This window comes from Chthoniobacterales bacterium (assembly GCA_018883245.1).
Lineage (GTDB): Bacteria > Verrucomicrobiota > Verrucomicrobiia > Chthoniobacterales > JACTMZ01 > JACTMZ01.
In genome coordinates this window covers 16,610-40,189 of sequence record VEQL01000006.1, presented here as the reverse complement: position 1 = coordinate 40,189, position 23,580 = coordinate 16,610, and the positions used below count along the sequence as shown (strand labels likewise).

The following is a 23,580-nucleotide window of genomic DNA, read 5'->3' as shown; positions in this document are numbered from 1 at the left end:
ACGCTGATGCGTGCAAATGGGCGTGACATTTGCGCGCATTTGGAAGAGCCAAATGAAGCGATGCCCGACAAGACCCCTCCCCAAGTTGCCTCGGCACTCGGACGCACTCTCGGGATCATCATGGGCGGCGGTGCGGGCAAGAGACTTTTCCCACTCACCAAAGACCGCGCCAAACCGGCCGTGCCTCTCGGCGGGAAATACCGCTTGGTGGACATCCCGATCAGCAACTGCCTGAACGCGGGCGTGCGCGACATCTATGTGCTGACGCAATTCAACACCGCGTCGCTGCACCAGCACATCAGCCGCACCTACAAATTCGACATTTTCAGCGCCGGAAGTTTCGTCGAGATCCTCGCCGCGCAGCAGACGACGGGCGGAGCAGGATGGTATCAAGGCACGGCGGACGCGGTGCGCCAGAACCTTTCCTACTTCCTCGAAAAGCCGTGGGATTATTTTCTCATCCTCAGCGGCGACCAGCTTTATCAAATGGACTTCCGCGAGCTGATGGCGGCGCATCTTGCCGCGCAGGCGGATGTGACCATCGCCACCTTGCCGGTGGAACGCAGCGAGGCGGAGGGGTTCGGCATCATGCACACGGACGAGGACCGGCGGATCACGCGTTTCGTTGAAAAGCCGAAAGAGCCGGCGCTGCTCGAGAGCCTGCGGATCCCGGCGCGCCTGTCGGCCGAACTCGGACTGCCCGCGGGTGCGGAACGCTATCAGGCCTCGATGGGTATCTACCTTTTCAACCGCGACGTCCTGGCCCGATGCCTCGCCAACAACTTCGAGGATTTCGGCAAGCATGTCATTCCCGCGGCGATCAAGGACTGCCGCGTGCAGGCGCACATTTTCCAGGGCTACTGGGAGGACATCGGGACGATCCGCGCGTTTTTCGAGGCCAATCTTGCACTGGCCGAAATCGAACCGCCCTTCAGCTTTTACCGGCCCGGCGCCACGGTTTATTCGAGGCCGCGCTTCCTGCCGGCGAGCAAGATCAACAGCGCAACCATCAACCGCGCCGTGGTTTCCGACGGCTGCATCATCACGGGCTCGTCCCTCGACGGCTGCGTGGTCGGGATCCGGAGCATCATCGAATCGGACTGCGTCCTGCAGAATGTCGTGATGATGGGCGCGGATTTCTACGAGGCCGAATCAGTCGCGCCCGCGGGTGCCCCGCCCATCGGCATCGGGCGCAATTCGACCATCCGCGACACAATCGTGGACAAAAACGCGCGCATCGGGGAACGCGTGGTGATCAGCCCCGAGGGCAAACCTTCCGAGATGGACGGCGACAATTTCTACATCCGCGACGGCATCGTCATCATCCCCAAGAATGCGGTAGTCCCGGACGGCTCCTGGATCTGAAAGCACGTTTATGACACAATCAAACGCATCCCGCCCCGCAGGGGAGCAAAACCTCGCGCAAGTCCTGCTTATCTCCTGCGTAGCGGCCATCGGCGGCTTCCTCTTCGGTTTCGACAGCGGCGTCATCAATGGCACGGTCGACGCGCTGCAAGCCGCCTTCCAATCCTCGAGCGTCGGTTCGGGATTCAACGTCGCCTCGATGTTGCTCGGATGCGCGGCCGGAGCACTCGTGGCGGGCCCGGTCGCGGACAAGCTCGGCCGCCGGATCGTGATGCTGATCACCGCAATCTTGTTCGGCGTGAGCGCTTGGGGATCGGGGATCTCGCAAAGCTCCGCGGAATTCGTCGTTTACCGTCTGTTGGGAGGGTTTGCGGTCGGCGCCGCGAGCATTCTTTGCCCCGCTTACATCAGCGAGGTGGCGCCCGCGGCCCTGCGTGGGCGTCTGGCGTCGCTCCAGCAACTGGCCATAGTCCTCGGGCTGTTCGTGTCGTTTCTGAGCAATTACCTGATCGCGCATGCAGCCGGCGGAGCGGCGGGCGAATTTTGGTTCGGCTTCGAGGCATGGCAGTGGATGTTCTGGGCCGAGGCGGTGCCTTCGTTGATTTTTCTCGGATCCCTGATGTTCATCCCCGAATCCCCGCGTTATTTGGTCGCCGCAGGCAAACTCACGGCCGCGCGTGAAGTCCTTGTGCGGCTCGGCACAACAGCGGACCCCGACTTGATGGTGGAGGAAATCAAAAAAACGCTCAGAGCCGGGCACAAACCCCGTGTCTCCGACGTTTATGACAAAGCTGCCCGCCGCATCCACCCCATCGTCTGGGTCGGAATGGGTCTGGCGGCCTTCCAGCAACTGGTGGGCATCAATGTTGTGTTTTACTACGGCGCCGTGCTCTGGCAGGCCGCGGGATTTTCCGAGGCCCGCGCACTCATGATCAATGTGATCAGCGGGGCGGTGAACATCGGCTCGACGTTGGTGGCCATTGCTCTCGTTGACCGTCTCGGCCGCAAGCCCCTCCTTGTTTTCGGCTCGGCGGGCATGGCGGTCATGCTCGGAATCCTCGCATGGATTTTCGCCTCGGCAGGCTTGGATGCGGCGGGACGATTGCAGTTGCCGGCGCGCGAGGGCACGGTCGCCCTGATCGCTGCCAATGCCTACATTTTCTGCTTCGGGGTTTCCTGGGGCCCGGTGATGTGGGTGATGCTGGGTGAAATGTTCTCCAACCAATTCCGTGGCGCGGCGCTCTCGCTCAGCGGGTTTGTGCAATGGATGTCCAATTTCGCCATCACGATCACCTTCCCTATGCTGCTCGCTGGCTTCGGACTCGGTGGCGCCTACGGCCTCTACACGTTCTTCGCGCTGCTGTCCGGCGTCTTCGTGGTTTTCCTGATCCGCGAAACCAAGGGAAAATCCCTCGAGGAAATGTAAGACCCGGGTCATTTGAACCTATCCCAAAACCGCGCGGACGAAAATTGTCCGCAACGCCACCGTGCCAGATTTTGGGATGGGTTCTACTCTTCGATGACCACCGGCGTGCCCACCTTGACCCGCTGGTAAATGAGAGGAGCGATGTCCGCGGGCAGACGCACGGAGACGTCGGATGCGGGATAACCAGGCAGACGCCCCGCGTGCAGTGCCAGGCCATCCGCGTTGAGCTTCATATAGTATTGCAAAGCCACGGGCCGGAAAGCGGTGCCGCTGGGCGCGGGATCGGTGCGCGTGCTCACGCCGTTGCGCACAACGCGGCCCTTGGCATCGATAAAATCCCCGTGCTGCCCGGAAAGATGCGTCGTCGCCTTCTCGGTGATCTCGTAGTTGCCCGCCGGTGTGCGGGCGCGGCGCTGTCCGCTCGACACGGGCGCTTCGATGGCCACCTCCCCGCAAACGAGCAGGCAAGCGCGCTGCCGTCCGAGCGACACAGTGATCTTCGTGTTTTCCGGGGTCGCAAGGTCGAGCACACGCGGCACCACTTTGGGAGGCACTGGGACCGCGCCTAACACCGCGCTTTCGTCGGGTGCGGACGGCGTATCCGGCACCTGGCCCGATGCGCACGCAAGAGCCAGAAAACACAGAATGCCGACGGCGCGAAAGGCCATGACTTTGAAACTAGAGTTGCGCTCGCCATTTTCAAACCCTTTTGATTTGCTACGTCAGAGGATGAGCGTCACGAGGAAATTCTTCCGCTCCGCGGCTGTGGCGGCGCTGGTTGCCTGTGCGGCAACGCACCGTGCCGACGCGGAATTGGCCCCGCCACCCCAGGGCAGAGACGTCACGGTTGAGGTCATGCGGGGCGGTCGGGTCACGATTCCCCTGGAAGCATTTTCGCGCACCATGTCACCCGTCACCTTCGGCATCGACCCCGAACGGCGGCCGCGTCACGGGCGGCTGGGAGAAATCCGCACGCTCAAGGGCAAGCTCAACAAAGCGACTGTGGTTTACACGCACGGCGATGACGAACAATCGATGTCGGATGAGTTTTACTTCACTTCCCGCAAGAACAGCGGCGGCGGGGCGAGCCGGGCCAAAGTGACTATTTTCGTCGTCGATCCGCCTCCGGTTCTCGCCGCCCGCGCAGTTCTCGACTTCGGCGAAATTGTCATGGGAGAAAGCCCGATCCTGACATTGCCCCTTGCGAACGTCGGCGGAGGAAGGCTCGGCATCGAGCTGCGGATTCCCGAACCGTTCCGGCTCGAAACGGCGGCGGCGTTCCAACTCGGGCGAGGAAAGCAGGCCGATGCCGCCATCTCATTCGCTCCGACCAAGCCCGGCGACTATCTCTCGCAGTTCCAGCCGGCACCGTCCGATCCGGGCATCAAAGTGACACTGCGCGGCAGGGCTATTGCGCCGATCGAGGTCAGTGCGGTGGACAATGTCCTGAAGCCCTCAGCGGACGGAAGCCGCTCGGCCGAAGTGAATCTCCTCAACCGCTCGGCGTATCCCGTGGAGGCGGAAATCGCACTGCCGGCTGACATTCCAGTCCGCTCTTTCATCAGCACCTCAGCCATTGAGAGAATAGAAATCGAGCCCGGACAAACCGCAACCGCGACGCTGAGGATCAGCCCGGAACAAAAGGGGCCTCTCGAAAACTTTTCCGTGGAGTTCCGGACCCTCTCGACCGCCGGCGAATACAGCACCTCGCTCGAATTTTCGGCTCCAGCCGTTCCGCCGCGGTTGGAAATCGCGGAAACGCCGGACTTCGGGGTCTTGAAGGAAGGAAGGACCGCAAAGTCGCGCCTTGTGGTGAAAAATTCCGGCGGCGCGGCCGCGGACTTTCGGGTCAAGGCGCAACCCCCGCTGCGCATCGCCGACAAGCAGGAGACCTTCACCGTGCCTCCCGGCGGATCTGTGCCCGTGGAACTGACTGCACGGCTCACGACAACAAACGAAGTGCTGCCGCCGAACATCGTCGTCGCGTTGAACGGAAGCCTCACGAATGTGCCGGTGCGCTTCTCCGTGCCCCCATTTGAATCGCCAACACCAACACCCGCGCCGCCCACTGCACACCCGTGGATACTGAACTCAGAGGAAGGCGTGCAGCTTGCCTTGGAAGGGCAGCAACTGATGCTGCGTTGGGTCGTCGAGAAGCCGGGTTGGAAAGACCCCGCCGCAGAGATTTACCGTGGAAACGCTTGGCAACGCTACGAGGCGGCCCCTCCACCGGATCCCGGGTTTTGGTCCAAGCTTGTCGAATGGTTCCGGAGCATCCCGGGAAAAATCCGTCGTGTGTTGGCACCGCTCGGCGACGATCGCACCGACATCGAGAAACTCGGCGGCGCATCGTCGGACCGAGCAACGCCCGGGCCCAAGACGCAAATAGCCATCGCGCCGCAGGATGCGAGCGACCGGGCCTTGTGGCGCCTCACCGCGGTGAGCGAAAGCAGCGGCACACGCGAACAAGCGAGCGAATATTTCCATCTGGATCCGGCTGCGAAGAAGTTGATCCCGGCCGAAGCACCGCCGCAACCGAGCCTCACGAACGCGGTCAGGTTGCCGGAGCTTCAGTTGCGCGGCGCACGCGCGAAATCCGAGCGTCGCAAAGCTCACCTCGCATTGGTTGTTCCCTATGACACAGCGACGAACCCGGAACCGCAAATCTCCGACTACGAACTCGAGCAGGTGGCCCTGCGATATTCGCCCTCGGGAATGCAAAGCGAGACGGTCAAGACGGATGCGACCGCAAAGACCGTGGAACTGGTCCGGGCAGCGGACACGAACCTGGTTGAAGTCCGGGCCGTGATCGATGGGCTCGCCCCCGGAACGCGCACGTTCTGGCGACTGAAGCGAACTCGCGCGTCAGAGGAACCTCAGCTCACAGGGGAGATTTCCGTCGTGACCGCCCCGCCGTTATCTTTCCCGTGGCGCTGGTTGTTCATAGGGGGCGCCTCACTTGCCCTTGCCGTGATCTTTTATCTGCGGCACATGCGCAACCGCGCATATTGACGACGGTGCTTTGCGCTGGAAAACGGGCAGCCAAGCGGCATTCTTTGGACATGAAAAAATGGATTCTTCCGGCTCTTGTCGCCGGAGGTCTTCTGTGCTCATGCAGCACACTACCCCCGCCGACCACCGTGGGCTCGGTTGACCTCGCCCGCTACTGCGGCACATGGCACGAGATCGAGGCGTTCCCCAATGTCTTCCAGCGCGGTTGCCAAGGTTCCACGGCAACCTACACGGCTTTGCCGGACGGGAAAATTCGCGTCGTCAATTCTTGCGTCCGCAACGGAAAAACGGTTTCCGTCACAGGAACGGCGACTCCCGTGCCGGGCAGCAACAACAGCCGGCTGAAAGTGCGTTTCTTCGGTCCGTTCGCCGGTGACTATTGGATTCTCGATCTGGACAAAAACTACCGATGGGTCGCGGTCGGACACCCGAACCGCCAATACCTCTGGATTCTTGCCCGCACTCCGAATCTCGACTCCGCAACGCTCGCACGCATACGCACGCGGCTTGCTGCGCAGGGCTATGACATAAGCCGGCTCGTGGCGTCCGCCGAAGCCCCCGATCGCGAAGCACTTTGAACCCCAACGAAAACATTTCCCGGGAAGGCCCGGCGGTTCCGATCCAGCCGCCGCGTCCACAAGAGTCGTTGCTGCGCCGGGGAGACCAAAGTGCGTCCAAGCGCAAAGCAGGCGAACCGGAAATCTACCTTTCCTGGGGTGGCACGGTTTACGGTCCTGCGGCGCCGGATGATGTCCGCGCAGGGGTGCGCGCGTCGTATTACGACGAAAGCACGACGTTTTGGCACGAAGGAATGGACGAGTGGCGTCCGCTGGGGGAATTCCCCGAAAATTTCGCCGCGAAAACTTCGTCGCGGCCCGGACCCAGACCCGGGCCCGGCCCCAAAGCCGAATCCTCTGCGCACCGCGAAAAAAAACGCGGGCGCTCAAAACCGGCAAAACCTCCGAAGCCGCGTGCGGCGGTGAACTACGGACTCTGGATCGTGCTTCTTTTCTGCCTGCTCGCGATAGGCGCGACGGTCGGGATCATCCTTTTGCTGATGCTTGTTTGAGGCCGCCTTTGCCGACGGCGGCTGCGACTTTGAGCCGCAGCGCGTTGAGGCGGATGAACCCCGTGGCGTCCGACTGATTGTATGCCTGCGTCGGATCGGCCTCCATCGTGGCCATGTGGGGATTGTAGAGGCTAAGCCCGCTGCGGCGTCCCGCGGCGATCACGTTGCCTTTGTAAAGCTTCACCCGCACCTCGCCGGTGACGTTCTTTTGCGTTTCTTCCACCAGCGCCTGCAAAGCCATTCGTTCGGGAGCGAACCAGAACCCGTTGTAAACCAAGGTGCTGTATTGCGGAATGAGCGAGTCGCGCAGGTGCATCGCCTCGCGGTCCATGGTCAGCGACTCCATCTGACGGTGCGCAAAGTGCAGGATCGCGCCGCCGGGTGTCTCGTAAACACCGCGGCTCTTCATGCCGACAAACCGGTTCTCCACCATGTCCACCCGCCCGATGCCGTGCTTGCCGCCGAGCTTGTTGAGGACCTTCATGACCACAAGCGGACTCAAACGGTTGCCGTCCGGCTGGTGGCCGAGTTCCTTCAGTGCGCCCGCGACACCGTCGCCCTCCAGCCCGATGCAATCTCCTTTCTCGAATCGCAGGACCACGTGCTCTGCTTTGTCGGGAGCATCCTCGGGCGACACGCTCAAGCGGAACATATCTTTGTTTTCCGCGCCACCGGCGTCGAACCACGGGTCTTCGAGGATGCCGCTCTCGAAACTGATGTGCAGCAGATTGCGATCCATCGAATAGGGCTTTTTCGCCGTCACCGGGACAGGAATCCCGTGGGCTTCCGCGTAGGCGATCATTTCGGCACGGCCGGGAAATTTCTCGCGGAACCGCTCCTGGCGCCACGGTGCGATGACCTCCAAGTCCGGAGCAAGCGCCGCAGCAGCCAGCTCGAAACGCACTTGGTCGTTGCCTTTGCCCGTGGCGCCGTGGGCAACCGCCTGCGCCCCCTCCTCCCGCGCGATCTCAACCATGCGCTTGGCGATGAGCGGGCGAGCAATGCTCGTCCCGAGAAAATATTGCCCCTCGTAAAGCGCGCCGGCGCGGAACATGGGGTAGATAAAATCGCGGGCGAACTCGTCCTGCAGGTCATCGACAAAGCATCGCGTGGCACCCGTGCGCAGGGCCTTGGCTTCCAAGCCATCCAGTTCTTCCTCCTGCCCGATGTTCGCGCAGAACGCAATCACCTCCGCCGAATAAGTTTCCTTCAGCCACTGCAGCAGCACCGACGTGTCGAGACCGCCCGAATACGCACATACGATTTTCATCACGGACTCTCTTACCGGCTGGCGGCCCCGCTGGCAATGCGCCGGAGAGCTTGCCCGGACTCCGGCGGGACTTAAACTCGCCCCGGTGAAAGTTTCCAAACGTGGAGAATACGCGCTGCGGGCGCTCATCGATCTCGGCATGGCCGCCGAGCTGGGCCGCCCTTTGCTCCGCGCTCAGGAGATAGTAGCGCGCGAAAACCTGCCGAAAGGCTTTCTCGACCAGATTCTCATGCAGCTACGCAAGGCGGGGTTCATCGGCACCAAACGCGGAAAGCACGGCGGCTACTTCCTCGCCAAACCGATGGATAGCATCTCCTTCGGCCAAGTGATCCGGCTCATCGACGGCCCCCTCGCCCCCATCCGCTGCGTCAGTCAAAGCAAATACGAAAAATGTTCCTGCCCGGACGAAAACACATGCGGATTGCGCATGGTCATGCTCGACGTGCGGAACGCCATCGCCGGAATTCTCGACCGTCACACACTCGCCGATGCGGTGCGGTGCTCGCTGGACAAAATGCGAACCTGCGGAACGAAGTTGCCCTACGCCGAAAATTGAGCACCGTTCCCCGAGCAGAGCGGCGCGAATATTGCACGGGATCAGGCGAAATTTTCCATGGCCCGGCGAGGGCAGAGCAGTTAACTTCACCTGCTCACTATGCATTCCGAACTCTCGGCCGCCATCAACGAAGGAAAACTCTCCCAGCAACAAGCAAGCATTCTCGAACAACTCGCCCCCGGGGCCTTCGCCCTGCATAAAAGCTGGGGCTGCGCCCGCGTGGCCGGCGCGGATTTTCTCATCGGCCAACTGGAGCTGGAATTTTCGGGCGGACGCAAGCAGTCGATGCAAATGGCTTTTGCCGCGGCGGCCCTCACGCCGATCGCGGATGCCCACGTGGAAGCACGCCGTCTGGCGGACATCGAAGCAGTGCGGAAAGAAGCCCTCGAGTCTCCGGTCGATTTCGTCCACCGCGTTGTCTCGGATTTCAATTCGCGCCTTACGCTCGAAGCTTTGGGCGACTATCTCGGCGCATTGCTTCCCGACAGCGCTTTTCCCAAAGGCGGCAAAGACGCTTTCAAACGCTGGTGGACCTCCCTCCGCGGAAAGCTCAAAAACGACGGCCGCTTCGTCCTCCCTTCGAAAAAGAACGAATTCGTGACCATCCGTGAGCGGCCGGCTTCCCCCCACCTCGACATCGTCGATGCGTTCGAGAAAGCGCGCCATCCGAAAGACCAAGGCGCGGCCGCCGAAACCCTGCTCAAAGGATTGGAAAAATTCGAAGGCTCGCCGGACGAGTTGAGCCGCGTGCTGGGCCTGCTCGAGAAGGCTGCAGCCGACAGCCAGAAGAGGCTTCCGGCCCATTCGATCCACCTGCTCTGCGTCCGTGACGAGATCGTCGAGCGGCGCAAAATTCCGCTGCCCGAAGGCGCGCTCACGCTCACAAGTTTTCTTGCCCATCCGCCGGCGCATCTCGCCGCACTCCTTGCGCCCCTGCCGGCTGCACGCATCCGGCATGCGCTCGAAGCGGGCGCCGCGCAAAGCGACGCCGCGGCCGATCGCCTGTTGATCGACGTGCTGCAGGAAGGCGACGGCAAGGTCGTCGCCGAGGCCACGCGTCTGCTCTTGGACAAAGGCCACCTGGAACCTCTGCGCGAATACCTCGGCCGCTCGATCCGTGAGCGCACCGCCAATCCCGAGGTGCTGGCATGGCTCCTTTCCAAGCGAGCAGACGGCCTCGCCTCGCTGATCAGCCCCGAAACTCTCGACGCCGCGATCACCGTGGTGGAGCGCGAAAACATCAAGGACAGCAAACGCGCTCTCAAGCTCCACAAAGTCCTGTCCGACGACAAAACGCTCATCGCCGCCGCGATCGAGGGTTCCGACGGCGAGGCTGCACGCGAACTCATGCGCAAGATCATGCGCACGCCCGTCTTCGAGGAAATGGACAAGAGGGCCCTGCTCGCCCGCGCGATCAAGGCGCGGCCCGAATTGCAGGAACTGCTCGAAGCCGGGGAGGAAAAACCCTCTGCCGCCGCTCCGGCCAAAATACTCACCGTCTCGTGGGCCAGCCTCGAGCGGCGCAAAAAAGATTACGACGAACTCGTCAACGTGCGCATCCCGGCCAACAGCCGCGACATCCAGGTGGCGCGCGAGCAGGGCGACCTGCGCGAAAATGCGGGATTCAAATTTGCCAAGGAGCAACAGGGCGTGCTCATGCGCCAGAAGGCGGAACTCGAGCAGCAGCTGGCCAACTGCCGCGGCACCAACTTTGAAAACCCGGATACCTCGCGCGTCGGGCTCGGCACGACCGTGCGCCTGCGCGACAACACCACGGGAACGGAAGAGCAACTGCACATCCTCGGCGCCTGGGACGGCAATTCGGACAAACACATCGTGTCATACCTCGCCGCCGCAGCCACCGCTCTCATCGGCAAGACGCCCGGCGAGAGCGTGCGTGTCCCGGGCGAACACGGCGACCGCGAGGTCACCATCGTTTCCGTCGAGGCATTCAAAAATCTTGAAATTCTCTGACCGGCGACCCCATTCTGCCGTCCAGGCGCCCGAGCGGCCCGACTTTTCCCATGTCCAACACCTCGATCAAAACCGTCCGTGGCCGTGAAGTCATCGACTCGCGCGGCAACCCCACTGTCGAAGTAGAAGTTTCTCTCCTGGGCGGCGCCACCGGGCGCGCCATCGTGCCGAGCGGCGCCAGCACCGGCGAGCACGAGGCATGGGAACTCCGCGACGGAGATGCCGCACGCTACCTCGGCAAAGGCGTCACCAAAGCCGTGGCCAACGTGAACAAGGCCATCGCCGACGCGGTCACCGGCATGGACGCACTCGACCAAGTCGGCGTGGATCGCGCCATGCGCAAACTCGACGGGACCGCCAACAAGAAAAAGCTCGGCGCCAATGCGATCCTCGGCGCCTCCATGGCCACGGCGCACGCCGCGGCGGCGCAGCTTGGGCAGCCTCTCTTCAAATACCTCGGCGGCCCCAATGCCAAGGTGCTGCCGGTTCCGATGATGAATATCGTCAACGGCGGCGCGCACTCGGATGCCCCGATCGACTTCCAAGAGTTCATGATCATGCCGCGCGGACTCCCGACGTTCCGCGAAGCCCTCCGCTGCGGTGCGGAAATTTTCCACGCGCTCAAATCGGTCCTCAAAGGCCGCGGGCTCTCCACCAGCGTTGGAGACGAAGGCGGATTCGCCCCGAACTTCGCCTCGGCCGAGGATGCACTCGACACCATCGCCGCTGCAGTCAAAAAAGCCGGCTACAAATTCGGCAAAGAAGTTTTCATCGCGCTTGATTGCGCTTCCAGCGAGTTCTACGACAAGACCAAGAAAGCCTACGTTTTCAAAAAATCGGACGGCAAAGTCCGCTCGGCCGACGAAATGGTCGCCTACTACAAAAAGCTCTGCGCCAAATACCCGATCATCTCGATCGAGGACGGTTGCGCCGAGAACGACTGGGCGGGATGGAAGAAACTCACGGACGCACTCGGGGACAAGGTGCAGCTCGTCGGCGACGACCTCTTTGTCACCAATGTCGATTTCCTGCGCAAGGGCATCGAACAGGGCGTCGGCAACTCGATATTGGTCAAAGTCAACCAGATCGGCTCGCTCACCGAGACACTCGACGCCATCGAGCTGGCCCGCGAGAACAGCTACACCGCGGTGATCAGCCACCGCTCGGGCGAAACTGAGGACGTCACCATCGCCGACATCGCCGTGGCGACCAACGCCGGCCAGATCAAGACCGGATCCCTTTCCCGCACCGACCGCATCGCCAAATACAACCAGCTGCTGCGCATCGAGGAAATGCTTGGCAAAGACGCGGTTTACGGCGGAAAAATGCACGCATGAATTTCTTCGACGAAGAGGACAATCTGCCGGTGCGCCGGCGGCGGCACCAGGAACCCGATTTCTGGCACCGCCTCAACCGGGTCCTCGGCGTTCTTCTCGTCTTCGGCATTCTTGCCGGCGTCGGCATCGTGTTCTACCCCGTCTGGGACAAACAGCAGGACATGCGCGCCAACCTCGCCTCCCTCCAGCGCGAGCAGGATGAGAAGTCGGCGCTGCTTGCCAAGGCCCACCGCGAGATAGAACTTCTTCGCACCGACGCGGAATACGTCGAAACCATCGCCCGCGACCGCCTCAACCTCATGAAACCGGGCGAAACCATCTTCCGCGTGGAACTCCCGCGCACCCTCGGCACCAGTGTCCAACCCTGACTTCGAAAGCCTCGATACCTCCGGGCTCGCGTCCCGCCTGACGCAGCTGCGGAGGTTTCTTTGACTACGACAAGCTGACCACCGAGCTTGCGGCTGTGGAAGGCCGCATGGCCGAGCCCGGATTCTGGGACAACAAGGACAAGGCGCAGTCCGACGTCGAAAAGGTTTCCCGCCTGCGCGGCAAGATCGAACCGTTCCGCGGACTCGAAACACGCATCGCCGACATCGCCGTGCTCCACGAGATGGCAGAAGCCGAGCCCGCAGGCGACGCGCGCACGCAGGCCGAGCAGGAAGTCGTCAAAGAATTCCATGACCTCGAACAGGCGCTCGACGGATTCGAAATCCGATGTCTCCTCGGCGGAGAATTCGACCGCAACGCCGCTTACCTGACGATCCACTCCGGCGCCGGCGGCACCGAGGCCTGCGACTGGGCCGACATGCTCATGCGCATGTATCAGCGCTGGATCGAACAGCACGGCATGAGATCCGAAATCCTCGACATCCAACCCGGCGAGGAAACCGGCGTGAAATGGGCCACGCTCAAGGTTGCGGGCGAATACGCCTACGGTTACCTGCAGACAGAGCGCGGCGTCCACCGGCTTGTGCGGATCTCTCCGTTCGACAGCAACAAGCGCCGCCACACGTCTTTCGCCAGTGTCGATGTCACACCGGAGATTCCCGAAGATGCGCCCATCGAGGTCGAGGACCGCGACCTCAAGATCGACACCTACCGCAGCGGCGGCAAGGGCGGACAGAACGTCAACAAAGTCGAGACCGCCGTGCGCATCACGCACATCCCTTCGGGCATCGTCGTCGCCTGTCAGGCCGAGCGCAGCCAGGGACGGAACCGCGAAATGGCCATGCGCATGCTCAAGGCCAAGCTTTACCAGATCGATCAGGACAAAAAACGCGCCGAGGTCGAACGCCAATATGGGGAGAAAGGCGACATTGCCTGGGGCAACCAGATCCGCAGCTACGTCTTCCAGCCCTACCAGATGGTCAAAGACCTCCGCACCGGTGTACAAACCAGCGACGTCCAAGGCGTGATGGACGGCGACCTCGACGCCTTCATCCACGGCAAACTCCGCGGCCTCACCTACAAAAAAGGCGCCGCCGCCGAAGACGAGGATCTTTGATCCATTCCGATCAAATCGTTGGCGCCGCGGGCTCCACAATCCAGCGCGGGCTCCACGTTTCTCCGGCCCGGGAGCCTGTTATGTGCTCTACTGGCAGTGCATAGCCCGATTTCTGAAAGCCCCATGCCATTACGTCAACAGACCCGGAATATCCCGCCGGTTTGTTGATTTATTCCTGCTCAAGAATCTCAACCCGGAATGCTTTTCAGCATCTCGACGTTGGTCGGGTATTTGCGGATGAAGTGGAGCAGGCGCTCGATGGCCTCGATCGGTTTGTGTCCGGCCAGGCCTCGGCGGATGACGTTGATTTTGTGCAACTGCTCCTCGGGCAGGAGAAGCTCCTCGCGGCGGGTTCCGGAGAGGAAGATGTCCACTGCCGGGTAGATGCGCTGGTCGCTGACCTTGCGGTCGAGGACGAGCTCCATGTTTCCGGTGCCTTTGAACTCTTGGAAGATGAGTTCGTCCATGCGGCTGCCGGTCTCGATGAGCGCGGTGGCCATGATGGTGAGCGATCCGGCTTCCTCGGTATTGCGGGCCGCGGCAAAAAGTTTGCGCGGGATTTCCAGCGCGCGCGAATCGACGCCGCCGCTCATGGTCCGTCCGCCGCCGCCCGTCGCGTTGTTGAAGGCGCGGCCGATGCGGGTGAGCGAATCCATCAGGACGAAGACGTCCTTGCCCATCTCGACGAGGCGCTTGGCCCGCTCGATGGCCAGGATGGCGATGCGCGTGTGGCTCTTGATGTCGCTGTCGTTCGAGCTGGCCATCAACTCGGCCTGCGGGACAGTGCGGCGGATTTCGGTGACTTCTTCCGGACGTTCATCGACCAGCAGGATGATAAGCTTCATCTCGGGATGGTTCTTCACCACGGCCTCGGCGATGTGCTGCAAGAGCGTCGTCTTGCCGGTGCGCGGGGGTGCGACGATGAGTCCGCGTTGGCCTTTTCCGATCGGCGTCATGATGTCCATGACGCGCGTGGTGTAGCGCTCGGGCACGGTTTCGAGGTTGATGCGAGAATTCGGGTTGATCGTGGTCAACTCCTCGAAATACGGGATGTTGGCGTATTTGGCAGGATCCTCTCCTTCGATCTCGGTGCAGCGGAAGAGCTGCGGACCGCGGCTGCCCTTGCGGATTTCGCCCTTGATCCAGATGCCGTCGCGGAGGTTGTGGGCACGCACGACTTCGGGCGTGACGAAGATATCGTTGTTCGACTGCGTGAAGTTCCTCTTGGGATTGCGCAAAAAACCGAATCCCTTGCCGCTGACTTCGACGATGCCCTCGGCAAAGACGGGTTCACCGGACGGCTCTTCCTCGATCGGTTCCCCGGCATCGGAAGGTCCGTCGCCACCGCCGCGCGGTGCGCGGTCATCACGATCGCCGCGATCATCGCGGAAGCGCCGGTTGCGGCGCTGGCGGAAATTGCGGTGGCGGCGCGGCCGTCCTCCCTCTCGCTGCCCGTCGCCCTCTCCGGACGGCAGGGCGTCGGGAGCGCGATGCGGAGGCAAAGCGGCTTCGCGACCGTGCTCGGGAAGGGCCGCTTCGCGTTCGTGGACCGGCAGGGCCGGGGTGTTCATGTCTTTGTTTTCGTCCATGGATGTCAGGGTGAGATTCAGTTGGAGCCGGAGATGCGCTCGAGCACCTCGGCGGGAAGTTCAAAATTGGAATAGACGTTGAGCACGTCGTCGTTGTCGTCGAGCGCGTCATGCAGTCGCATGACCTGTGCGGCGGTTTGTTCGTCGGCCACGGTCATTGCGGTGTGCGCGACGAAGACGAGCTTTTGCGATTCAACCGGGACGGACGCCGCGCGCAGTGCATCGGCCACCGCGGCGAGACGGTCGGGGGCGGTCATGACAACGTGCGGGTGCCCGGGCTCGCTGGTCAATTCGTCGGCCTCGGCCTCGATGACCAACTCGAGCAGACGCTCGGCATCGGAAGCGCCCTCCGACACGGTCACCTCGCCCTTGCGCGAGAAAAGATGAGCAACGCTGCCCGCGCCGCCGAGATGCCCTCCGTGCTTGGAAAAGATCAGACGCACGTCGGCTGCGGTGCGGTTGCGGTTGTCGGTCGCCGCCTCGATAAGCAAGGCCACGCCGTCGGCCGCATAGCCCTCATACATCACTTCCTCCAGCGCCGCCTCCCCGGTGTCGCCGCTGCCGCGCTTGATCGCGCGTTCGATGTTGTCATTGGGCATGTTTTGGGTGCGCGCCAGGGCGATCGCCGACCGCAGCCGCACGTTGGCGTCCGGATCCGGACCCCCGAGCTTCGCGGCGACGGCGATCTCTTTCGCCAGCTTGGAGAAAATTTTCCCCCGCTTCGCGTCGATCGCGCCCTTGATGCGCTTGACTTTGGACCACTTGTTGTGACCGGCCATGAAATGCGCCCGGATGTGTTCCCGGGCCCCGGTAATAAAAATACGGTATGAGTTTGTTCTTGGAGGATTGCGCGCCGGACTTTGGCAACCACTTGCCGGATCGCCTCAAAAGGGAGCGCGACGAACGGCGCGGACAATCGGAACAACCAAATAAGACACCGGCCCGCCCCGGGTGTCAACCGACTTCGGCAAAAAATCAACCAGCCGTCTTGGTGGCCGCCCGCTTGCGTGCCGTGGCATCGAGTATTTTCTTCCTCAGCCTCAACGACTTGGGGGTGACCTCGACGAACTCGTCGGGCGCGATGTATTCGAGGGATCGTTCGAGCGAGAGGGTCACGGGCGGCGCCAATTGGATGCCTTTGCCATCGCCTTGGCTGCGCATGTTGGTGAGCTTTTTGGCCTTGCAAGGATTGACCGGCAAATCATCGGGCCGCGCATTTTCGCCCACGATCATTCCCTCGTAGATCTCGACTTGGGGTCCGATGAAAAGGCGGCCTCGTTCCTGGATCGAATCCAACGCGTAGGCCATGCTCGTGCCGGTTTCCATCGAAACAAGCACACCTTTGCCGCGGCTCGGAATCTCGCCCTTGTGCGGACCGTATTCCTTGAAAAGGTGGCTCATTGTTCCGAGGCCTTTGGTCGTGTTGACCAGATCGGTCTCGAATCCGATCAATCCGCGCGTCGGGATCACCGCCTGCACCAGCACGCTGTGCGGGTTGTGCTCCATGTTGACGATTTCGGCCTTGCGCGAGGCCAGCGTCTGCAAAATATCGCCGAGGTTTTCGGGCGGAAGATCCACATAGAGCGTCTCCATCGGCTCGAGCAAGGAACCGTCCGCGGCGCGGTGAAAAATCACCTCGGGTCGCGAAACGAGCAGTTCGAATCCCTCGCGGCGCATCTGCTCGACGAGGATGGCGATCTGCATCTCCCCGCGCGCTTTGACCTCGAACTGCCCCGCCGTCTCGGTCTCGCTGACCTGCAACGAGACATTCGTGCGCATCTCGCGGATAAGGCGGTCTTTGATCTGGCGCGCAGTGAGCAACTTCCCCTCCCTTCCGGCGAGCGGCGAATCATTGACGCAAATGCGCATGCTGATCGTCGGCGGATCGATCTCCACGAAGGGCAGCGCCGCGCGCTCCTCGCTATCGACGAGCGTCTCCCCGATGAACACGTCCTCGAAACCGGCAAGGCCGATGATGTCGCCTTCGGATGCCGAATCGATCTTGATTTTCTCGAGCCCTTCGTGGCCGAAGATCGCGGTGACATTGGCGCGCTCCTTGCGTCCGTCTTGATGGATGCAAACGATGCTCTGCCCGACCTTGACCGAGCCGCTGATGACACGCCCATAGGCGATACGTCCAAGGTAATCGCTGTAGTCGAGGTTGGAGACAAGCATCTGGAAGTAGTCCGCACCGGACTTCTTGGGCGCCGGGATGTGCCAGGCGATCGCCTCGTAGAGCGGCACCATCGTGGAGGAAGGATCGACCAGCTCGCGCTTGGCGAATCCGGCCTTGGCGCTGGCGTAAATGTGCGGGAAATCGAGCTGCTCATCGGTCGCGTTGAGTTCGAGGAAAAGCTCGAACACCATGTCGAGAACTTTGTGAGGCCGGGCGTTGTCACGGTCGATCTTGTTGATAACCACGACAGGCCTGAGGCCGTTCTCCATGGCTTTGCGCAGGACAAATTTGGTCTGCGCCTGCGGACCCTCGTAGGCATCGACGACAAGGAGCACGCCATCGACCATCTTCATGATGCGCTCCACTTCCCCGCCGAAGTCGGCGTGTCCGGGCGTGTCCACGATGTTGATTTTGTATTTGTCCCAGTGGAACGAGGCGTTCTTGGCCCTGATCGTGATCCCCTTCTCCTTCTCCAGATCCATCGAGTCCATCACACGCTCCTCGACCTTCTCGTGCGCTTGGAACGTGCCCGACTGGCGCAGCAGTTGGTCGACGAGCGTTGTTTTGCCGTGGTCGACGTGGGCGATGATGGCGACGTTGCGTATGTTTTCCATGCGGACTCCAAAAAGGAGGGCGGACTATCGTTGGTGCGGCGTCCGCTGTCAACCGTGCGACCTCAACGGATGATCAGCGGCACGATGGAGTCGGGCGCTTGGTGCATGATGTGCATGACACGCCGGAATCCCTCGTCGTTCACCGTGATGCACGAGAGCGAATCCGGCTGGCCGCGGCGTCCCTCGGGATGCAGCAGGATCGCATCGGCCTTGTAGCCTGGACCGGGTTTCCCGGGCGGTTGACCCGGCCCGGTGATCGCGGGGGTCTGGGCCGGCCAGTTCGTCCCGCTTTTTCGCTTCGGCTGGAGCGTGTAGCGTCCGGCCGGCACCCCGCGCGAGCTGCCGATAAAACCGTTCTCGTTCGAGCGAAACGCCCCGAGGTATCCCTGGCGCCCGTAAACATACATCGTGCCGGGCGATCGCCGGTCTTCCGGGTCGTCGCGCTCGAGGACGATCCCGATCCACCCGTCTCTTGCACCCGCGGGCTTCTTTCCCGGATCGGCAGCCACACGGCGGTAAATCTTTTTCGGCGCAGGGAAACGACGCATGGATCGGAAAATTCACTTGCCCCGTGAATCCGGGCCTCATGCGTGGAAAGAGCGTCTCGTTCCGATCATGCTGCTTCCGAACAACCGGGGTTCACGGTGATCGGCCCGCAGCCTCACCACCAACTCTGAGGCACCTCGATCTGGTCGCCGGGGAGAAGTTTGATGTCGAGCGCGGGGTTGGCACGCACAGCTTTCACGTCGATCAACTGAACGGTGCCGCGGCGCAAAAGACGAACCTTGCGCTGGTCGGCGTATTCCGTGAATCCCCCGGACGCGCTGATGGCGCCGAGGACAGTGAGGTCCTGCGTGTATTCCACGCGGCGCGGTTGACGCACGTCACCGCTCACGTTGACGAAGCGACTGACTGTCGGCACGGCTATCGTGATCGTCGGATTGGTGTAGATTTCCCCGCCCCGGTAGGCGCCCTCGATCGCGCGCTGCAGGGCGGCTTGGGTGAGTCCGGCCGCGGAGATTTTCCCCACGTGGGGCAGGTTGATGAACCCCTCTCCGTCCACGGTGTAGGAACCGGTGATGAGCGACGTCTCCTCGGAAGGAACACCCCCGATGCGCAGCTCCATGGTGTCGCCCGGGCGGAAAGTCACTTCCTGCGCCTGGAGGCCCGACGCAAAGCCGAAGACAAATGCCACGAAAACGGCGCGTGCCGCCGGTCTGAAAAGCTCAGTAATCATCTTCGCCAACGGTTTTGGAGGAACTTTGCACACCGCGCCGCGCCGCGCGGCCTTCGGCTTTTGCCGGGGCAGACGAAGCCACCGGGCCGGAGACTTGGTCGGGCGCAGCTTGGTAGTAGTGGTAGTAATTCGTGTAATACTCGTAATATTGATCGTGGCGCACATCGACGTTGTTGAGCACGACACCGAGGATCTGACCGCCCACGTTCTGCACGGCCTGCTTTACCCTTTGCAGCATGGCACGCGGGAAGCGGCGGTGCTGCACGACAATGATCGTGAGATCGAGGGCGCGCACGAGCACGGATGCATCGCTCACGCCCAGGATCGGGGGAGAATCGAAAAAGACGATATCGTATCGGTTTTTGACCTGCGCAATGAGATCGACCATGCGCTGGGAGTTCAGGACACCGACGGCGTCGAAAGGCAGCTTGCCGCTGGGAAGGATGGAGAGATTGGGCACATTGGTCGGCTGCACGACGTCCTCCAAGTCAACGTCGCTCGTGAGAAAATCCGTGAGTCCGCGGTCGCCGTCCACACCGAACAAGCGGTGCTGGGTCGGGCGGCGGAGGTCGGCATCCACGACCAGAGCATTGTAGCCGCCCTGCGCAAAAATGTAGGCAAGGTTGGCGAGAGTGGTGGATTTCCCCTCGCCCGCGCCGCCGCTGACAAAAGTCATGGTGTTCGCATCGGCCGACTGGCGGTTGAACTCCACATTGGTGCGCAAGATGCGGTAAGCCTCGGCGTCCGCCGTCGCATCGGGGTCATCCGGAAGAAAGGTGATGTTTTTCGGAATGACCGCCAGCACCGGGACCTGGAGGAAGTTTTCCACGTCCTCCATCGTCTTGACGCTGGTGTCGAGGTATTCGAGGAAGAAAGCCAGGCCGATGCCCACGATGAGGCCGACAACGACGGCAAGCGCCATGTTGAGCATGACGTTTGGCTTGGACGGGGCGGAGGCCGGTTCGGCCTTTTCCCAGATGCGCGCAGGGCTCATCGGCATGCTGCGCTGCATGGTCTCGGTGGATAGCCTCAGCTCGGCCGCTTCAAGGATCTTTTTGGCCTGGATGTAGTTGTTCTTCGCGCGGGCGTATTCCGCGCTGCGAGATTTGGTGTCACGCTGGTTGGCGCGCACTTTCTCGAGTTCCTCCTCCATGGTGCCAAGGGAGCGCTGGGTGATTTCGAGGTTGGCCTTGAGCGTCCGGCGGATGCTGCCCACCTGATCGGTGAGCTGCTTCTCGTAGGTGTCCTTCTTCGCGGCCAAAGCACGGATTGTCGGATGGCGGGCGCCTAGGCCGGACTGCATCGCACGGGCCAACTCAGAGGCTGTTTCCTGGTATTGGGGAAGGATCTGGCTGATGGTCTGGTCTTCGATCTGCAAAGTCGGCAGGGCGCGCATGAGGTCGTCGCCCGAAAGCTTTTCGATCTCGTCGTATTTGGTGCGAAGGGTCGAAGCCTGAACGCGCGCTTCGGCCACGAGTGCCTCCTGGTCGAGAAGGACTTTTTCCTGCGCCTGCATGGGATCTTCCATGCTGTCGGGATTCAGGTCGGTGATGCCGAGTTCCGTGCGGATGCGACTCATCTCGTCGTTCGCCTCCTGGACTTTTTTCCGCTGCTTGGTCACCTCATCCTCGAGCGTGGCCAACGAACGGTTGAGCATTTTCTGCTGCTCGTCGATGCGCTTGCGCTGGTATTCCTGCGCGATGGTGTTGGCGAGGTCGGAGGCTTCCTGAGGATTGGTGCTCTCGACGCTGATCTGGAGCAGATTCGTATTACGCACCTCGCGCACGTCGATCATGCTGCGCAGCTTGAAGTAGGCCTGCTCTTTGGACCGGATATCGTATTCCTCGCCCCATTTTTGCAGTAGGTTGAGCGAGTCGATGACCGGATAAAGCATCTCCTTGCGCTGGATGATCTGGAACTGGGTCGTGGCGAAGCGCGGATCCATGCCCATGCCGCCCTCGTAGCCCTCGCGGAAGATCCGGATCTTCTGCTCGTTTTGCTCGACCTCGATGATGACGTTCGACTGGAACTGGCGCGGCAGGAAATACGTGGTCACGCCGGCCGTGACCACCACAAGCAGAAAGGCCAGGACAATGATGGGAAGGCGGAGGCGGATGACACGCCAATAGTCCAAGAAATGCAGTTTGGCCTCTTGGACGGCTGATGGCTCTCGATCTGTCATGGGACGGATATTTCAATCTATCAGCCACCGATGTCTCTGCAAGGGAAAGCGCGGTCGCGCTTCAAGACGCTTCAGGGAACGTAGATCGCCACCCCTTCGACCACGGAAGATGCACCGAGATTGCGCACGAAGACACCGTTGGCACCGACCTCGGCCGCTTTGGCTCGCAGTTCCCCGGAAATCGGGGCGATGCGCGAGGGTCCGACCCATGCCCAAGGCCAGAAGCTCCGGTCGGTAATGATGCCGATTTCTTCATAGCGGGCGGGAAGGCTGTGATAGAGCAACACATCATCCGGGTGAATCGGAGCCCGCGCCACGCCGGTAATGAACGTGTCTCCGGTTGCGCACCCGCCCAAAACCGGCAGAGCGAGAATCGCGATTATCCGCAAAAGCCCTCGGGTCATGAGTCCAGTGTGGGGCCATCGACGCTTCTTCGTCAACCCGCGGGGACTCCGGTCACCCGCCTTGGACTCCGGTCACCGCGGAACACCGCGCACCGCACGCGACCGGCGGTCCGGTTGCACCGCACCCTCACTTCCTTCTTTTCCCGCGCACAAGATGACGTCATCGTGTCCCATCACATTCACGGCATCCTTGACCAATTCATGAGCGCGAACGGCAGCAACGAGACCACGATGATCAACGTCCAGATCGACGGCGAATGGCGACAATTTCCGAAGGGCACGCGGCTCATCGAGGCATGCATGCAGAGCGGCCACTTCGTCCCGCATTACTGCTACCACCCGGCGCTCACTTCCCCGGGAAACTGCCGCATGTGCCTGCTGGAGATCGGTTCTCCCAAAACCGATGCCAACCGCCAGCCGGTTCTCGGACCCGACGGACGCCCCGAAATCGCATGGAATCCGCGCCCGCAGATTTCCTGCGCATTGGAAATTTCCGAAGGCATGGCGGTGAAGACCGACTCCCCGCTGGTCGAAGATTGCCGCAAGGGCGTGATGGAGTTCCTGCTCATCAACCATCCGCTCGACTGCCCGATCTGCGACAAAGCCGGCGAATGCCGCCTCCAGGAATTCGCCGTCGAATTCGGCCAAGGCGGTTCGAATTTCCTCGAAGAAAAAGTCAAAAAACCCAAACAGCAGGACATCGGCAGGCACATTGTCCTGGACGACGAGCGCTGCATCCTCTGCTCGCGCTGCATCCGTTTCATGCAGGAAGTTGCGCACGACGACGTGCTCGGCTTCGTCGATCGCGGCAGCCACACCAAGCTCACCGTTCACGAAGGGCAGCGCCTCGACAGCAATTACTCGCTCAACACGGTGGACATCTGCCCCGTCGGCGCCCTCACCAGCAAAGATTTCCGCTTCAAAATGCGCGTCTGGTTCCTGCGCGAAACGAAAAGCATCTGCACGTCCTGCGGCACCGGTTGCAACACCGTCATCGGCGCGCGCGAAAACCAAATCGTCCGCCAGACCCCGCGGCAAAACGACGCGGTCAACTCCTACTGGATGTGCGACCACGGGCGCCTCAACTACGGCTATCTCTACCGCGAAGACCGCCTCGTCCAACCGCAACTCCGCGAAAACGGCCGATTGCAGAAATCCACCTGGCCGCGCGTCATCCAGCAAGTCGCGGAAAAATTGTCCGCCATCCCGCGGGGCGAGATCGCGATGCTCGCCTCCGCACGCATGACCAACGAGGAGCTGTGGCTTGCCGGCAAGATCGCTCGACACCTCGGCATCACCCTGCACGAAATCGTGCCCCGCCCGCAGGAAGCGGACGGGATCCTCGTGTGCAACGACGGCAACCCGAACACTCGCGGGGCCGAATTGCTAGGAATCACCCGCAATCCGCCCGGCACGAAGGCCCACGAAATCGCCACGGCGGTGCGCAACGGGAAAGTGAAGGCCTTGCTTTGCCTCGGCGAGGACCCGAGACATCTCGGACTGAGCGAGCACGAAATCGCTTCCGTGTCGCAACTCATCTGCCTCGACATCCTGCCGAACACCGCCACCAAGCACGCCGCGGCGATTCTTCCCGGAGCGGGCTTCGCCGAGAAACGCGGCTCGATGGTCAACGTCAAAGACCGCATCCAGCGCCTCAACTGCGCGGTTCAACCGCCCGGACAAGCCCGCGACGATTGGGAAATTCTCGCCGACCTTCTCCGCGCCCTCGACGGCGAAGCGCCGCAGACCCTCGAAAGCGTCTTCAAGGAAATGTCCTCGGCCGTCCCGGCGCTGGCCGGCTTGACCCTCGCCGGATTGGGCGACAGTGGCATCGTATTGAAAACGGCGGCAACGCTCACCTGAGC

Annotated in this window: 20 protein-coding genes; 11 read left to right on the top strand and 9 right to left on the bottom strand. The window is 61.8% G+C overall.

Translation table 11 applies throughout. The annotated features are described in order from the left end of the window. Positions 1-60 precede the first annotated feature (60 nt). Positions 61-1,365, top strand: coding sequence for a glucose-1-phosphate adenylyltransferase (locus FGM15_03550; GenBank protein ID MBU3664939.1), 1,305 nt, complete (start codon positions 61-63; stop codon positions 1,363-1,365). Between the two features lie 10 nt (positions 1,366-1,375). Then, positions 1,376-2,791 (top strand): sugar porter family MFS transporter, encoded by a 1,416-nt coding sequence (locus tag FGM15_03545; protein ID MBU3664938.1) that lies wholly within the window; start codon positions 1,376-1,378, stop codon positions 2,789-2,791. Positions 2,792-2,874: 83 nt separating this feature from the next. Here the strand turns inward: FGM15_03545 and FGM15_03540 are convergent, their stop codons facing one another. Then, the gene (locus FGM15_03540) at positions 2,875-3,459 is read right to left on the bottom strand and encodes a hypothetical protein (protein ID MBU3664937.1); all 585 of its coding nucleotides are present in this window, start codon (positions 3,457-3,459) and stop codon (positions 2,875-2,877) included. 61 nt (positions 3,460-3,520) lie between these two features. Between FGM15_03540 and FGM15_03535 the strand changes: the two genes are divergently transcribed. The 3 genes from FGM15_03535 to FGM15_03525 are packed head-to-tail and all read left to right on the top strand — an operon-like array spanning position 3,521 to position 6,872. Beyond that, positions 3,521-5,803 carry a hypothetical protein gene (locus FGM15_03535; GenBank protein ID MBU3664936.1) on the top strand — a complete coding sequence of 761 codons (2,283 nt, stop codon included), beginning with the start codon at positions 3,521-3,523 and terminating at the stop codon, positions 5,801-5,803. Between the two features lie 50 nt (positions 5,804-5,853). After that, the gene (locus FGM15_03530) at positions 5,854-6,381 is read left to right on the top strand and encodes a lipocalin family protein (GenBank protein MBU3664935.1); all 528 of its coding nucleotides are present in this window, start codon (positions 5,854-5,856) and stop codon (positions 6,379-6,381) included. Next, positions 6,378-6,872, top strand: a complete 495-nt coding sequence (locus FGM15_03525; GenBank protein ID MBU3664934.1) for a DUF4339 domain-containing protein — start codon at positions 6,378-6,380, stop codon at positions 6,870-6,872. The genes FGM15_03530 and FGM15_03525 overlap by 4 nt, the downstream gene beginning before the upstream one ends. Here FGM15_03525 and FGM15_03520 read toward each other — a convergent pair. Beyond that, complete coding sequence (locus tag FGM15_03520) at positions 6,847-8,142, bottom strand: argininosuccinate synthase (GenBank protein MBU3664933.1); 1,296 nt, start codon at positions 8,140-8,142, stop codon at positions 6,847-6,849. The two genes, FGM15_03525 and FGM15_03520, sit on opposite strands and share 26 nt — an antisense overlap. Positions 8,143-8,227: 85 nt before the next feature. On the opposite strand from FGM15_03520, the gene FGM15_03515 reads away from it, so the two are divergent. From FGM15_03515 to FGM15_03495, 5 genes are all read left to right on the top strand, one after another. Further along, positions 8,228-8,698, top strand: a complete 471-nt coding sequence (locus tag FGM15_03515) for an Rrf2 family transcriptional regulator (protein MBU3664932.1) — start codon at positions 8,228-8,230, stop codon at positions 8,696-8,698. A 99-nt stretch (positions 8,699-8,797) separates the two neighbouring features. Then, positions 8,798-10,672, top strand: coding sequence for a hypothetical protein (locus FGM15_03510; protein MBU3664931.1), 1,875 nt, complete (start codon positions 8,798-8,800; stop codon positions 10,670-10,672). Between the two features lie 50 nt (positions 10,673-10,722). Continuing rightward, positions 10,723-12,009, top strand: a complete 1,287-nt coding sequence (locus tag FGM15_03505) for a phosphopyruvate hydratase (GenBank protein MBU3664930.1) — start codon at positions 10,723-10,725, stop codon at positions 12,007-12,009. Continuing rightward, complete coding sequence (locus FGM15_03500) at positions 12,006-12,377, top strand: septum formation initiator family protein (protein ID MBU3664929.1); 372 nt, start codon at positions 12,006-12,008, stop codon at positions 12,375-12,377. Before FGM15_03505 ends, FGM15_03500 begins: the two co-directional genes overlap by 4 nt. Positions 12,378-12,451: 74 nt before the next feature. Next, positions 12,452-13,513, top strand: coding sequence for a peptide chain release factor 2 (locus FGM15_03495; GenBank protein ID MBU3664928.1), 1,062 nt, complete (start codon positions 12,452-12,454; stop codon positions 13,511-13,513). Positions 13,514-13,701: 188 nt separating this feature from the next. Here the strand turns inward: FGM15_03495 and FGM15_03490 are convergent, their stop codons facing one another. The 7 genes from FGM15_03490 to FGM15_03460 all read right to left on the bottom strand — a co-directional run bounded on the left by FGM15_03490 (position 13,702) and on the right by FGM15_03460 (position 21,715). Further along, a complete protein-coding gene (locus FGM15_03490; GenBank protein MBU3664927.1) occupies positions 13,702-15,084 on the bottom strand; it encodes a transcription termination factor Rho in 1,383 nt (460 codons plus the stop codon). A 35-nt stretch (positions 15,085-15,119) separates the two neighbouring features. Next, positions 15,120-15,881, bottom strand: a complete 762-nt coding sequence (locus FGM15_03485; protein MBU3664926.1) for a YebC/PmpR family DNA-binding transcriptional regulator — start codon at positions 15,879-15,881, stop codon at positions 15,120-15,122. Positions 15,882-16,077: 196 nt separating this feature from the next. Then, positions 16,078-17,892 (bottom strand): translational GTPase TypA, encoded by a 1,815-nt coding sequence (gene typA / locus FGM15_03480; GenBank protein MBU3664925.1) that lies wholly within the window; start codon positions 17,890-17,892, stop codon positions 16,078-16,080. A 62-nt stretch (positions 17,893-17,954) separates the two neighbouring features. After that, complete coding sequence (locus FGM15_03475) at positions 17,955-18,440, bottom strand: hypothetical protein (GenBank protein MBU3664924.1); 486 nt, start codon at positions 18,438-18,440, stop codon at positions 17,955-17,957. A 113-nt stretch (positions 18,441-18,553) separates the two neighbouring features. Next, positions 18,554-19,294, bottom strand: a complete 741-nt coding sequence (locus tag FGM15_03470; protein ID MBU3664923.1) for a polysaccharide export protein — start codon at positions 19,292-19,294, stop codon at positions 18,554-18,556. Then, positions 19,119-21,311, bottom strand: coding sequence for a polysaccharide biosynthesis tyrosine autokinase (locus tag FGM15_03465; GenBank protein MBU3664922.1), 2,193 nt, complete (start codon positions 21,309-21,311; stop codon positions 19,119-19,121). Before FGM15_03465 ends, FGM15_03470 begins: the two co-directional genes overlap by 176 nt. Before the next feature lie 71 nt (positions 21,312-21,382). Continuing rightward, positions 21,383-21,715, bottom strand: coding sequence for a hypothetical protein (locus FGM15_03460; protein MBU3664921.1), 333 nt, complete (start codon positions 21,713-21,715; stop codon positions 21,383-21,385). Positions 21,716-21,916: 201 nt separating this feature from the next. Here FGM15_03460 and FGM15_03455 point away from each other — a divergent pair, with 201 nt between their 5' ends. Then, positions 21,917-23,578 (top strand): 2Fe-2S iron-sulfur cluster binding domain-containing protein, encoded by a 1,662-nt coding sequence (locus FGM15_03455; GenBank protein ID MBU3664920.1) that lies wholly within the window; start codon positions 21,917-21,919, stop codon positions 23,576-23,578. Positions 23,579-23,580 lie beyond the last annotated feature (2 nt).